Here is a 12,216-nt window from a genome sequence, read left to right on the forward strand (position 1 = left end):
TCCGGAGTGGCGGATCGGCCGGGCGCGCCGCAGAATGCGCGCATGCAGCCGACGGTCGTCCGGGTGGCGCGGCTGGCCGACCCGGCCGGGCCCGCCGACGGCGTCCGCGTGCTCGTCGAACGGGTCTGGCCGCGCGGCACGTCCCGGACGGTCGTCCTGGACGGCTGGTACCGCGCGCTGGCGCCGTCCGACGAGCTGCGCACCTGGTACGGCCACGATCCCGAGCGCTTCGCCGAGTTCGCCGAGCGGTACCGCTCGGAGCTGCGGGAGCCGGATCGCGTGGCCGCGCTGGAGCGGCTGCGGGAACTGGCCGCAGGCGGCCCGGTGACGCTGCTGACGGCCAGCGGCTCGCCGCCGATCAGCCAGGCCGCCGTGCTGGCGGGCGTGCTCACCGGCGAAGGGTGAGTCACGAGCGGGACCCGCGTTCGGTCCCGCTTGCGGTCGTGGTGATCGTCGCCGTGGCCGTGCCGAGCGTGTCGTGCCGGGCGGTCAGCGTGAGCGTCCCCGGTGGCCCGGCGAACGGCCGCACCCACACCGCCGCGCCGCCGCCGGTCGCGCCCAGGTCCAGCGCCGGGTCGCCGACCAGCTCACCGGACCCGGTCAGCGTCAGCGTCACCGCGCCGGTCGCTCCCGCGCGCAGCGTCCCGAAGCGGTCCAGCGCGGACACGACCACCCGCGTGGCGTCGCCGCCGTCGGAGCGCAGCTGCGTGTCGTCCGGGACGCAGCTCAGCACGTCGCGGCTCCGGTCACCGCTGAAACGCCGCGAGACGACCAGCCGGCCGCCCGCGTAGCCGTCGATCCGCAGCTGTGGACGCCGCCCGCGCGGCACGGTCAGGTCGGCGGCGAACGGCGGGTACCGCAGGTGCGGGAAGTCGGCGCGGCGGCTGCGGGCCTCGCCGGCGGGCCGGTCGTCGAGGAACAGCAGGAGCCGGTCGCAGTTCGACCAGATCGTCGCGTCCCGCCCGGGCCCGGTGGGCTGGGTGGTGAAGTCCCACGCGAAGCCCGGCTCGACGACCGCCCGGACGAGCGGGTCGCCCTGCGAGGCGTAGAACGCCGCCGCGGGCTTGGGGATCCGGAAGATGTCCGACACCCCGGCGAACTTCGACCCGCCCAGCGAGCGCTGCCAGCCCGACGGGTAGTCGAAGGCGCACCAGGCGAGCAAACCGCAGTAGCGGTCGTCGGCCGCGGCCAGGTCGTGGGCCTTCGCGTGCAGCTCGGCCTGCAGGTGCTGGGTCGACGGCGGATCCGTCCGGCGGTAGGCGCGGACCCCGGCCAGCGTCCCGATCGACTCCGTGACCAGGTACGGGACACCCGCGCGCGGCGGGCGCAGCTGAAAGGGCGCGCCGCGCCGGGCGGTGTAGTCGTTGTAGGCCAGGACCTGCTCGTCGGTGCCCGGCGGCAGGGCCAGCCGCGCGCCGGTGGTGCTGGCCAGCGCCCCGCTCGTCGGGCGCGACGGGTCCAGCTGCCGCGCCAGCCGCCCGGTCTTCAGGTACATGTCCGTGGTCCCGGCGGCTTCGTTCACCCGCGTGCCCCACACGACGATGCTCGGGTGGTTGCGGTCGCGCACGACCATCGCCTCGACGTCGCGCAGGTTCCGCTGCTGCCACGGCGCGTCGCCGACGCGGCCCCAGCCGGGGATCTCCTCCCACACCAGCAGTCCGAGCTCGTCGCACGCGTCGAGGAACGCGCTCGACTGCGGGTAGTGCGAGCAGCGGACCATGGTGCAGTTCAGCTCGCGGCGCAGGATCTCGGCGTCGCGCCGCTGGACGCGGTCCGGCAGCGCCCCGCCGGCGAACGGGTACCACTGGTGGCGGTTGAGGCCGAAGAGCTTCAGCCGCCGCCCGTTGAGGAAGAAGCCGTCCGGGGTGAACCGGGCTTCGCGGAAGCCGATCCGCACGGTCTGCTGGTCGAGTGCCCGCGGCCCGGACCGGATGCCGACCACGACGTCGCAGAGCGCCGGGTCGTCGACGTCCCACAGCCGGACCGCGCCGAGCCCGCCGACGTCGAACTCGACGGTCCTGGTCCCGACCGCCATCGGCGGGACCTCGGCGCTGCCGCGGGCCAGCTCCCGGCCGGCCTGGCGCACCGACGCGGTCACCTGCACCGGTTCGCCGAGCGCGACGGTCGTGTCGAGCTCGCACGTCAGGTGCAGCGAGCGGCCGGGGGAGAGGACGTCGACGGGCCGGGCGAAGACGTCGGACAGCCGGGTCCGCGGCACGGTGCCGATCGAGGCGGCGCGGTAGATCCCGGCGGGCTGGTAGAAGTCGATCACCGACGGGCCCTCGCTGCGCGGCAGGTTCGGCGGGACGTCGAGCTGCCAGCGCCCGTCGACGACCACGGCCAGCACGTTGTCGCCCGCCGTGACCTGCGGCAGCTCGACCTCGAAGGGCAGGTAGCCACCGTCGTGCGCCGTGACGAGGCCGCCGTTGAGGTACACCGCCGCGCTCGTCATGACGCCCTCGAAGCGGGCGCGCACGCGTTCGGTGGTCATCGCGGGGGAGACCGTGAAGTGCTTGCGGTAGATCCACTGCTCCTGCCACGACGACGGCTGCCAGCCGGTCCAGGAAAGCGGCGTCACGCAGTGGGGGAGCTGCACCGGGGACAGGTCGGTTTCGTCGTAGCCGAGTTCGGCGGCGCCGTCCTCGTACCGGCCGAACAGCCAGAAATCGCCCAGCCGCACGGCGTCCGGGTCCGGCTCGCCGAGCCCGGCCGAGCCGGCGGCACCGCCGAAGACGACGGCACCGGTCAGCGCGGCGCCGCCGGCGACGAGGAACTCGCGCCGCGACAACCGGGGCTTCCCTGCCGCCATCCACGACCTCCGTGTTCGCCGTCCCGACCGGGAAATCGCTCCCGAAGGGTAAGACGTCACAGACGATCAAACGGTTGGCTCGGGCTCAGCGCAACGTCGAGGCGCGGACCACCAGCTCGGGCGTGAAGACGACCTGCCGGTGTTCGTGGCCCGGCTCGGCCTCGGCCAGCAGCAGCTCGGCGGCCGTGCGGCCCAGGCGCCGCCGGGGCTGGCGGACCGACGTCAGCGGGACGGCGGCCGCCGCCGCGAACTCGATGTCGTCGTAGCCGACGATCGCCAGGTCCGCCGGGACGCGCATGCGCAGGTTCGCGCACGTCTGGAGCAGGCCGAGAGCGACCAGGTCGTTCGCGCAGAACGCCGCCGTCGGGCGGACCGATGCCGGCAGCCCGGCCAGCCGCTCACCCGCGCCGCGGCCGTCGGCCACGGTCAGGGCCGTCGTGGTGAGGTCGACCAGCCGGCCGGCGTCGAGTCCCGCCGCGCGAAGGGCCCGCAACGCGCCGAGCCGGCGGTCGCGGACCTGGCCGACGGTCGTGTGGTTGCCGATGAACGCGATCCGGTCGTGGCCCTGCTCGATCAGGTGCCGCACGGCGATCTCGCCGCCGTAGACGTCGTCCACCGCGACCGAGCAGTGCGTGGTGCCGCCGGGCGTCCGGTCGACGACCACCACGGGCGTGCCGCGCAGCGCGATCTCGTGCAGCAGGGGCGCGTCCGGGTCGACCGGCGTGATGAGGATGCCCTGCACCCGCTGCTGTTCGAGGCGGCCGAGGTAGGCCGCTTCCCGCGCGGGCTGGTGGGCGCTGTTGCAGAGGAACAGCGAGAGATCGCCCGCGTCGGCGGCGTCTTCCATGCCGGCCGCGACATCGGTGAAGAAGGGGTTGCTGCCGTCGAGCATCACGTACGCGAGCACGCGGCTGCGCCCGGCCCGCAGCTGGCGCGCGGACTCGTTGCGCACGAACCGCAGTTCGGCCATCGCGGCTTCGACCTTCGCGCGGGTGGCGGGGCTGACGCGGTCGGGGCGGTTGAGCACGTTGGACACCGTGCCGAGGGAGACGCCCGCGGCGGCCGCGACGTCCTTCATGCCCGCCGTTCTGGGCTCGGTGCCGGACTCCTGGACCGTCATGCTCGTCCCCCTTTGAAACGTAACATCACCACGACCTGCCCGGTCCAGAAGCCGTTTGGCCACGGTTCGCCGGATTCATTGACTTGCTCTCCGACCGCATAGTAGCGTCACCGCACCAGATTTGTGAAACCTTTCAATCCGGAGGTCGCGATGACGCGGCAGGACCCGGGCCGGGCCCCTCTGCTGGAGGTGCGCGGCGTGACCAAGTCGTTCGGCGCGGTGGCGGCGGTGGCGGGCGTGAGCTTCGGCCTGCACGCCGGGGAGGCCCACGCGCTGGTCGGGGAGAACGGCGCCGGCAAGTCCACGATCGTCAAGATGCTCGCCGGGGTGCACCGGCCCGACGACGGGACGCTGCTGCTGCAGGGCGAGCCCGTCTCGTTCGGCTCTCCCGCCGACGCGAAGGCGGCCGGCATCGCGGTGATCTACCAGGAGCCCACGCTGTTCCCGGACCTTTCGGTCGCGGAGAACATCGTGATGGGCCGCCACCCGCGCAAGAGCCTGGGCCGGATCGACCGGACGGCGATCCGCGCCGAGGCCGAACGCCTCTTCGCCCGGCTGGGCGTGCGGATCGACCCGGCCCGGCCCGCCCGCGGGTTGTCCATCGCCGACCAGCAGATCGTCGAGATCGCCAAGGCGCTCAGCGCGGACGCCCGCGTGCTGGTGATGGACGAGCCGACCGCCGCGCTGAGCCGCGTCGAGGTCGAGCGGCTCTTCACCGTCGCCCGGACGCTGCGCGAAGAAGGCGCCGCGATCATGTTCATTTCGCACCGCTTCGAGGAGATCACCGAGCTGTGCCAGCGCGTGACGATCATGCGCGACGGCAAGCACGTCTCCACCGACCCGCTCGAAGACGTCACGGTCGACGACATGGTCAAGCGCATGGTCGGCCGCGACCTGGACGCGCTGTTCCCCAAGCAGGACGTCGAGCCGGGCGCGGTGGTCCTCGAGGTCGCCGGGCTGGCCCGCGAAGGCGTCTTCCGCGACATCTCCTTCTCGGTGCGCGCGGGCGAGATCGTCGCCTTCGCCGGGCTCGTCGGGTCCGGGCGCTCGGAAGTCGTCCAGGCCGTCTTCGGCGTCGACGAACGGGACGCCGGAGTCGTGAAAGTCGGCGGCAAGAAGCTCAAGGCGCATTCGTCGCGGGCCGCGATGGCCGCGGGCATGGCGCTGGTCCCCGAAGACCGGCGGCAGCAGGGCCTGATCATGGACCTCTCGATCGAGCGGAACGTGACGCTGCCGCGGTCGCGCGCGCTGGCGAAGCTCGGCTTCCTGACCGGCGCGGGCGAACGCCGGGAAGCACGGCACTGGACCGGGCGCCTGCGCACCAAGTACCGCCGCCTCGGCGACCCCGTCGGCACCCTTTCCGGCGGCAACCAGCAGAAGGTCGTGCTCGCGAAGTGGCTGGCGATGGCGCCGAAGGTGCTGATCGTGGACGAGCCGACGCGCGGCATCGACGTCGGCACGAAGGCCGAGGTGCACCGGCTGATGTCGGCGCTGGCCGCCGAGGGCGTCGCGATCGTGATGGTGTCGTCGGAACTGCCGGAGGTGCTCGGCATGGCCGACCGCGTGCTCGTCATGCGGGAGGGCCGGCTCGTCGCCGAGCTGCCGCGGGCCGACGCGACCGAAGACGCCGTCATGTTCGCCGCGATGGGGCAGGGAGCCGCCGCATGACCGTGACCAAGGAGGCCCCCGTGGCGGGGAAGCCGGCCGTCCCGACGCGACCGTCGTGGACCGCGAACGTGTTCAAGGCCCGCGAATCCGGCATCGTGCTCGCGCTGATCGTGCTCGTCGCGTTCACCGCGACGCAGAACTCGCGGTTCCTGTCCGGGCAGAGCGTCCGCGACATCCTGCTCGGCACGGCGATCCTCGCGGTGCTGGCCGTCGGGCAGGCGATCGTGATGATCACCCGCAACATCGACCTCTCGGTGGGGTCCGTGCTGGGCCTCGCCGCGTTCGCGGTCGGCACGCTGATGAAGGACCACCCGGGCCTGCCGGTGGTCGTCGCGGTGCTGGCCGGCCTGGCCGTCGGCGCGGTGTGCGGGCTGCTCAACGGCGCCCTGGTGCGGTTCGGCCAGGTGCCCGCGCTGGTCGTCACCCTCGGCACGCTCTACGCCTACCGCGGGGTCAGCTACTTCTGGGCGGGCGGCCAGCAGATCAACGCCGACAAGCTGCCCGCGTCGTTCCTCGACTTCGGCACGTCGTCGCTGCTCGGCGTGCCGTGGCTGGTGCTGATCGCGCTGCTGGTGCTGGTCGTCGCGGGCGTCGTGCTGCGCAGCTACCCGGCCGGGCGCGAGCTGTACGCGATGGGGTCGAGCCCGCAGGCGGCGAAGCTCGCCGGCATCCGGGTCGGCCGCAACACCACCGCGGCGTTCCTGGTCAGCGGCGCGCTCGCCGGCCTGGCGGGGGTCCTGTTCGCCGCGCGCTTCGGCACCGTGGACGCGGCCGCCGGCACCGGCTACGAGCTGAACGTCGTCGCGGCCGCCGTCGTCGGCGGGGTCGCGGTGTTCGGCGGCAGCGGCTCGGTCTGGGGTGCCGGCCTCGGCGCCCTGCTGCTGACGGTCATCGGCAGCGCCCTGGCCGTGCTCGACATCAACCAGTTCTGGCAGCAGGCGATCGTCGGCGCGCTGATCCTGCTGGCCATCGGCGCCGACCGGCTCGTCGCGGTCCGGGTCGCCAAGGCACTGAAGAAGAGGGACGCCCATGTCTGACCACGGGAGCCGGTTCTCCCGGCTGCTCAGCTGGGACGCCGCGGTCGTCCTGGTGACGGTGATCGTCCTGATCGTCGCCTCCGGGGCCGTCGAGAACTTCGGCACCAGCCGCAACTTCACCTTCCTGCTGCTCGACCTGCTGCCGATCGCCTTGGTCGCGCTGCCGATGACGTTCGTCATCGTCACCGGCGAGATCGACCTCTCGGTGGCGAGCACGCTCGGGCTGACGTCCGCGGTGATGGGTTCGCTGTGGGACGCGGGGCTGTCGATCGAGACGATCATCCCGCTCTGCATCGTGCTGGGCGCGGTCCTCGGTGCGTTGAACGGCTTCTTCGTCACCGTGCTGAAGCTGCCCTCGCTGGCCGTCACGATCGGCACGCTCGCGCTGTACCGCGGGCTGGCGTTCGTCGTCCTCGGCGACGGCGCGGTCGCCGACTTCCCGCGCGCCTACACGTCCTGGGTCACCGGGACCCTCGGCGACGGCCCGATCCCGAACGTGCTCGTCCCGCTGGCCGTGGTGGCGCTGGTCTTCGGCGTCGTGCTGCACGCGACGCCGGTCGGGCGCGGCGTGTTCGCGGCCGGCGCGGGCGAGCAGGCGGCCCGGTTCGCCGGGATCCGCACCGGACGGCTGAAGTTCTGGCTGTACGTCGTGAGCGGCGCGGTCGCCGGGCTCGCCGGGATCCTCTGGACCCTGCGCTACTCCAGTGCCCGCGCCGACAACGGCTTCGGCCTCGAACTGGCCGTCGTGGCCGCCGTGCTGCTCGGCGGCGTGTCCATCTTCGGCGGCAAGGGCACGCTGCCCGGCGTGCTCGCCGGGGTGGTCCTGCTGGCGTCGTTGCAGAACGCCCTGCGCCTGCAGGACGTCTCGAACGAGGCGCTCAACATCGTGACCGGCGTGCTGCTGATCGTGTCGGTCCTGCTGCCCAACATCGTGTCCTCGGCCCGCAACTCAGTGCGGCGCCGCAGGCAAGCGGTATCCCCGGAAAGGTGACGAAGATGTCCCGACGGTTCCTCACCGGCGCAGTGTCGGCCGGGCTGGTGCTCGTGCTGGCCGCCTGCGGCGGCACGACCAAGAACGACAGCAGCGGCTCCGGCGCGCAGCAGTCCACGGCGACGGCGAACCCCAACGCCGCCGCCGCGCAGGGCGTCAAGATGGCGTTCCTGCCCAAGCAGCTCAACAACCCCTACAGCGACATCGAGGTCAGCGGCGGCAAGGACGCGCTGGCCGAGCTGAAGGGCGAGTACAAGCTGGTCGGCCCGAACGACGCCAGCGCGTCCTCGCAGGTCAGCTACATCAACACGCTGATCCAGCAGCAGCAGGACGTCATCGGCATCGCCGCGAACGACCCGAACGCCGTGTGCCCGTCGCTCAACCAGGCCCGCAGCGCCGGCATCAAGGTCGTCGCCTTCGACTCCGACGCGGCCAAGGACTGCCGAGACGTCTTCATCAACCAGGCCACCACCCAGGGCATCGGCGAGGCGCTGGCCAAGCAGGCCAAGGACCTCTCCGGCGGGTCCGGCGAGATCGCGGTGCTGTCGGCGACGCCGAACGCCACCAACCAGAACGCCTGGATCGACGTCCTCAAGAAGGAACTGGCGAAGCCGGAGTACGCCGGCCTGAAGCTCGACAAGATCGCCTACGGCAACGACGACGACCAGAAGTCGTTCCAGGAGGCCCAGGGCCTGCTGCAGTCGTTCCCGAACCTCAAGGTGATCGTCTCGCCGACCACGGTCGGCATCGCGGCCGCCGCGCGGTACGTCAGTTCGTCGAGCTACAAGGGCAAGGTCGCGGTGACCGGCCTGGGCACGCCGAACCAGATGCGCGCCTTCGTCAAGGACGGCACGGTCAAGCAGTTCGCCCTGTGGAACCCGGCCGACATCGGCTACCTCGCCGCCTACGCGGGCGTCGCCCTCAAGTCCGGTCAGATCACCGGCAAGGAAGGCGAGAAGTTCAAGGCGGGCAAGCTCGGCGACTACACGATCGGCGCAAACGGCGAGATCGTCCTCGGCCCGCCGACGACGTTCGACGCGAACAACATCGACAAGTTCAACTTCTGATGCCACGGTACTGCTTCTGCCTCCAGGTGAAGCCCGACCGGCGTGCCGAGTACGCCGAGCGGCACCGGGCGGTGTGGCCCGAGATGCGGCAGGCCCTGCACGACTCCGGCTGGCGCAACTATTCGCTGTTCCTGCGCGACGACGGGCTACTGGTCGGCTACGTCGAGGCCGACGACCTCGCGGTCGCGCAGGCGGCGATGGCCCGCACCGAGGTCAACCGCCGCTGGCAGGCGGAGATGGCGGAGTTCTTCACCGGCCTCGACGGCGGCCGGCCGGACGAAGGGGTCCGGCTGCTCGGCGAGGTCTTCCACCTCGACGTCCGGGAAGGACGGTGATCCCTGTGGATGTCAAAGCGGCTCTGCGGGCCCAGCGCATCGAGACGCCGTCGTGGGCGTACGCGAACTCGGGCACGCGCTTCAAGGTGTTCCCGCAGGCGGGCGTGCCACGGACCCCCGAGGAGAAGATCGCCGACGCCGCGACCGTGCACCGCTTCACCGGCGTGGCACCCAGCGTCGCGCTGCACATCCCGTGGGACCGCGTCGACGACTACGGCGCCCTGACCGCCTACGCGCGGGACCAGGGTGTCGAGATCGGCGCGATCAACACCAACGTCTTCCAGGACGAGGACTACAAGCTCGGCTCGGTGACCAACCCGGACGCCGGGATCCGCCGCAAGGCGACCGACCACCTCCTCGAGGCGATCTCCATCATGGACGCCACGGGCTCGCGCGACCTCAAGCTGTGGTTCTCCGACGGCATCAACTATCCGGGCCAGGACGACCTGCGGGACCGCCAGGACCGGCTGGCCGCGGCGCTGAAGGAGACCTACGACCGGCTCGGTCCGGACCAGCGGATGCTGCTGGAGTACAAGCTCTTCGAGCCGGCTTTCTACGCCACCGACGTCCCGGACTGGGGCACGTCGTACGCGCACTGCCTCGAGCTGGGGGAGCGGGCGACCGTGTGCATCGACACCGGCCACCATGCCCCCGGCACGAACATCGAGTTCATCGTGGCGTTCCTGCTGCGGGCCGGGAAGCTCGGCGCGTTCGACTTCAACTCCCGCTTCTACGCCGACGACGACCTGATGGTCGGCGCGGCGGACCCGTTCCAGCTGTTCCGGATCATGTACGAGATCGTCCGCGGTGACGCGCTGGACCCGGCGTACGGCATCGCGTTCATGCTCGACCAGTGCCACAACATCGAGGCCAAGATCCCGGCGATCATCCGGTCGGTGATGAACGTCCAGGAGGCCACGGCCAAGGCACTGCTCGTCGACCGGCCCGCGTTGCGCACCGCCCAGCAGTCGGGTGACGTGCTCGGCGCGAACGCCGTGCTGATGGACGCCTACAACACCGACGTCCGGCCGCTGCTGGCCGAGCTGCGCGAGGATGCCGGGCTCGACCCGGACCCCGTCGCGGCCTACCACCGCAGCGGGTACCAGGAAAAGATCGTGGCCGAGCGGGCCGGCGGCACGCAGGCCGGATGGGGAGCATGAGCATGACGGTGCCGGAGCAGCTCATCGCGCGCAGCAACGCGCTGGGAGCCGACCCGCGCAACACCAACTACGCCGGCGGCAACACCTCCGCCAAGGGTGCGGTGACCGACCCGGTCACCGGTTCGCCCACCGACGTCCTGTGGGTCAAGGGTTCCGGCGGCGACCTCGGCACGCTCGAGGAAAGCGGGCTCGCGGTGCTGAGGCTCGACCGGCTGCGGTCCCTGGTGGACGTCTACCCGGGCGTCGAACGCGAAGACGAGATGGTCGCCGCGTTCGACTACTGCCTGCACGGCCGGGGCGGGGCGGCGCCGTCGATCGACACGGCGATGCACGGGCTCGTGGAGGCCCCGCACGTCGACCACCTGCACCCGGACTCCGGCATCGCCCTGGCCACCGCGGCCGACGGCGCCGCGCTGACCAAGGAGTGCTTCGGCGACCGCGTCGCGTGGGTGGACTGGCGGCGGCCCGGGTTCCAGCTGGGCCTCGACATCGCCGCGGTCAAGGCGGCCAACCCGCAGGCCATCGGCGTGATCCTCGGCGGGCACGGCATCACGGCCTGGGGGGCGACCTCGGAAGAGTGCGAGCGCAACTCCCTCGACATCATCCGGACGGCCGAGGAGTTCCTCGCGTCTCGTGGCGTGGCCGAGCCGTTCGGCCCGGTCGTTCCGGGCTTCGAAGCACTTCCCGAAGCCGAGCGCCACGCGCGGGCCGCGGTCCTGGCGCCGGTGATCCGCGGGCTGGCCTCGACCGACCAGCGCGTCGTCGGGCACTACACCGACAGCGATGTCGTGCTGGAGTTCCTGGCCCGCGAGAAGCTCGCCGCTTTGGCCGCGCTGGGCACCTCGTGCCCGGACCACTTCCTGCGCACGAAGGTGCGGCCGCTGGTCGTGGACCTGCCCGCGGCCGCACCGGTGGAAGCCGTGGTGGCGCGGCTGAAGGAGCTGCACGCGGAGTACCGCGATTCCTACCGCGCCTACTACGAACGCCATGCCACGCCGGACTCCCCGGCGATGCGCGGTGCGGACCCGGCGATCGTGCTGGTTCCGGGTGTCGGGATGTTCTCGTTCGGCAAGGACAAGCAGACCGCGCGGGTCGCGGGCGAGTTCTACGTCAACGCCATCAACGTCATGCGCGGCGCCGAGGCCGTGTCGACGTACGCGCCGATCCCCGAGAGCGAGAAGTTCCGGATCGAGTACTGGGCGCTCGAAGAGGCGAAGCTGCGGCGCATGCCGAAGCCCAGGCCCCTCGCCGGGCGGATCGCGCTCGTCACGGGCGCCGGGTCCGGCATCGGCAAGGCCATCGCCCAGCGGCTCGCCGCCGAGGGCGCCTGCGTGGCGATCGCCGACCTGAACGCCGACGCCGCCTCGGAGGTGGCCGCGGACATCGGCGGCATCGGGGCCACCGCCGACGTCACCGACGCCGCCGCCGTCCAGGCCGCGGTGGACGCGACCGTGCTGGCGTTCGGCGGCCTCGACCTGGTGGTCAACAACGCCGGGCTGTCGATTTCGAAGCCGCTGCTGGAGACGTCCGAACGGGACTGGGACCTCCAGCACGACGTCATGGCGAAGGGCTCGTTCCTGGTCGCTCGCGCGGCCGCGAAGGCGATGATCGACCAGGGCGTCGGCGGGGACATCGTCTACATCTCGTCGAAGAACTCGGTGTTCGCGGGCCCGAACAACGTCGCGTACGGCGCCGCGAAGGCCGACCAGGCACACCAGGTCCGCCTGCTGGCGGCCGAGCTGGGCGCGCACGGCATCCGCGTCAACGGCGTCAACCCCGACGGCGTCGTCCAGGGCTCCGGCATCTTCGCCGGCGGCTGGGGCGCCCAGCGCGCCGCCGTCTACGGCGTGCCGGAGGAGAAGCTCGGCGAGTTCTACGCCCAGCGGACGATCCTCAAGCGCGAGGTGCTGCCCGAGCACGTCGCGGCCGCCGTGTTCGCCCTCACCGGCGGCGAGCTGACCCACACCACCGGCCTGCACGTCCCCGTGGACGCCGGGGTGGCCGCCGCGTTCCTGCGCTGAAGGAGGAC

At 72.1% G+C, this 12,216-nt stretch carries 10 protein-coding genes; 8 read left to right on the plus strand and 2 right to left on the minus strand.

The window, feature by feature from the left end; translation table 11 throughout:
* Window positions 1-42 precede the first annotated feature (42 nt).
* Complete coding sequence (locus ACYVLJ_RS17590; protein ID WP_460439394.1) at window positions 43-405, plus strand: DUF488 domain-containing protein; 363 nt, start codon at window positions 43-45, stop codon at window positions 403-405.
* A 1-nt stretch (window position 406) separates the two neighbouring features.
* Here ACYVLJ_RS17590 and ACYVLJ_RS17595 read toward each other — a convergent pair whose 3' ends face one another.
* On the minus strand, window positions 407-2,809 hold the full coding sequence (locus tag ACYVLJ_RS17595; protein ID WP_460439395.1) for a glycoside hydrolase family 2 protein: 2,403 nt from the start codon (window positions 2,807-2,809) through the stop codon (window positions 407-409).
* Window positions 2,810-2,894: 85 nt separating this feature from the next.
* Complete coding sequence (locus ACYVLJ_RS17600; RefSeq protein WP_460439396.1) at window positions 2,895-3,929, minus strand: LacI family DNA-binding transcriptional regulator; 1,035 nt, start codon at window positions 3,927-3,929, stop codon at window positions 2,895-2,897.
* 150 nt (window positions 3,930-4,079) lie between these two features.
* Between ACYVLJ_RS17600 and ACYVLJ_RS17605 the strand changes: the two genes are divergently transcribed.
* The 7 genes from ACYVLJ_RS17605 to ACYVLJ_RS17635 are packed head-to-tail and all read left to right on the plus strand — an operon-like array spanning window position 4,080 to window position 12,208.
* Window positions 4,080-5,597, plus strand: coding sequence for a sugar ABC transporter ATP-binding protein (locus tag ACYVLJ_RS17605; RefSeq protein WP_460439397.1), 1,518 nt, complete (start codon window positions 4,080-4,082; stop codon window positions 5,595-5,597).
* Window positions 5,594-6,634: an ABC transporter permease gene (locus ACYVLJ_RS17610; RefSeq protein ID WP_460439398.1), complete on the plus strand. Its 1,041-nt coding sequence runs from the start codon at window positions 5,594-5,596 to the stop codon at window positions 6,632-6,634. Before ACYVLJ_RS17605 ends, ACYVLJ_RS17610 begins: the two co-directional genes overlap by 4 nt.
* On the plus strand, window positions 6,627-7,625 hold the full coding sequence (locus tag ACYVLJ_RS17615) for an ABC transporter permease (RefSeq protein ID WP_460439399.1): 999 nt from the start codon (window positions 6,627-6,629) through the stop codon (window positions 7,623-7,625). The genes ACYVLJ_RS17610 and ACYVLJ_RS17615 overlap by 8 nt, the downstream gene beginning before the upstream one ends.
* Window positions 7,626-7,630: 5 nt before the next feature.
* Window positions 7,631-8,692, plus strand: coding sequence for a rhamnose ABC transporter substrate-binding protein (gene rhaS / locus ACYVLJ_RS17620; protein WP_451973102.1), 1,062 nt, complete (start codon window positions 7,631-7,633; stop codon window positions 8,690-8,692).
* A complete protein-coding gene (locus ACYVLJ_RS17625) occupies window positions 8,692-9,027 on the plus strand; it encodes an L-rhamnose mutarotase (RefSeq protein WP_460439400.1) in 336 nt (111 codons plus the stop codon). Before rhaS ends, ACYVLJ_RS17625 begins: the two co-directional genes overlap by 1 nt.
* Complete coding sequence (rhaI, locus tag ACYVLJ_RS17630) at window positions 9,024-10,187, plus strand: L-rhamnose isomerase (RefSeq protein WP_451973098.1); 1,164 nt, start codon at window positions 9,024-9,026, stop codon at window positions 10,185-10,187. The genes ACYVLJ_RS17625 and rhaI overlap by 4 nt, the downstream gene beginning before the upstream one ends.
* 2 nt (window positions 10,188-10,189) lie before the next feature.
* On the plus strand, window positions 10,190-12,208 hold the full coding sequence (locus tag ACYVLJ_RS17635; protein WP_460439401.1) for a bifunctional aldolase/short-chain dehydrogenase: 2,019 nt from the start codon (window positions 10,190-10,192) through the stop codon (window positions 12,206-12,208).
* Window positions 12,209-12,216 lie beyond the last annotated feature (8 nt).

The sequence above is a fragment of the Amycolatopsis stemonae genome (assembly GCF_054781455.1).

Coding starts and splice junctions, on each gene's coding strand:
- ACYVLJ_RS17615 (WP_460439399.1), top strand. CDS start 6,627: ATGTCTGACCACGGGAGCCGGTTCTCCCGGCTGCTCAGCTGGGACGCC.
- ACYVLJ_RS17635 (WP_460439401.1), top strand. CDS start 10,190: ATGACGGTGCCGGAGCAGCTCATCGCGCGCAGCAACGCGCTGGGAGCC.
- ACYVLJ_RS17595 (WP_460439395.1), bottom strand. CDS start 2,809: ATGGCGGCAGGGAAGCCCCGGTTGTCGCGGCGCGAGTTCCTCGTCGCC.
- ACYVLJ_RS17600 (WP_460439396.1), bottom strand. CDS start 3,929: ATGACGGTCCAGGAGTCCGGCACCGAGCCCAGAACGGCGGGCATGAAG.
- ACYVLJ_RS17610 (WP_460439398.1), top strand. CDS start 5,594: ATGACCGTGACCAAGGAGGCCCCCGTGGCGGGGAAGCCGGCCGTCCCG.
- rhaS (WP_451973102.1), top strand. CDS start 7,631: ATGTCCCGACGGTTCCTCACCGGCGCAGTGTCGGCCGGGCTGGTGCTC.
- ACYVLJ_RS17625 (WP_460439400.1), top strand. CDS start 8,692: ATGCCACGGTACTGCTTCTGCCTCCAGGTGAAGCCCGACCGGCGTGCC.
- ACYVLJ_RS17590 (WP_460439394.1), top strand. CDS start 43: ATGCAGCCGACGGTCGTCCGGGTGGCGCGGCTGGCCGACCCGGCCGGG.
- ACYVLJ_RS17605 (WP_460439397.1), top strand. CDS start 4,080: ATGACGCGGCAGGACCCGGGCCGGGCCCCTCTGCTGGAGGTGCGCGGC.